The organism is Corallococcus sp. CA041A (assembly GCF_003612075.1).
Lineage (GTDB): Bacteria > Myxococcota > Myxococcia > Myxococcales > Myxococcaceae > Corallococcus > Corallococcus exiguus.
On the sequence record NZ_RAWF01000599.1, the window covers coordinates 1 to 522 of the forward strand.

Below are 522 nucleotides of genomic sequence, written 5' to 3' on the forward strand. Positions count from 1 at the left end.
GGGCGGTCCCCCCAGACCCCGGGGCGGTGCCCAGAGCCGCCGGGAGCAGCCCGCATGCCAGCCACAGAGGGGCCTTCCGGCGGGCGCGCGGTGCTGGCATGGCCTTCCTCATCTTGCGGCGACTGTAACCATCGCGGTGCTGTCCGGACATCCCGTGCTGGCGCTCACCGCACCGCTGGTTACGTTCTCCTTTGTCGGGTACTGCACCACCCTCAAAACCTATGGCTGACGACTACTACCAGATTCTGGGCGTGCCACGGACGGCCTCGGCGGACGACCTCAAGAAGGCCTTCCGGAAGCTGGCGCGCCAGCACCACCCCGACGTCAACCCTGGCGACAAGGGGGCGGAGGAGAAGTTCAAGCGCATCAACACCGCCTTCGAGGTGCTGGGCGATACGAAGAAGCGCGCGCTCTACGACGAGTTCGGCGAGGACGCGGAGAAGATCGGCTTCGACGAGAAGAAGGCCGCGGCCTACCGCCAGTACCGCGCCGCCCAGGCGGCCGGGGGCAGCGGGGGCGGCG

The 522-nt window shown here is 69.0% G+C and carries 1 protein-coding gene; it reads left to right on the forward strand.

Translation table 11 applies throughout. The annotated features are described in order from the left end of the window. Positions 1 to 221 precede the first annotated feature (221 nt). Positions 222 to 522, forward strand: a 301-nt coding sequence (locus tag D7V77_RS42405; protein WP_147452375.1) for a DnaJ domain-containing protein, incomplete at its 3' end; no start/stop codon positions are given.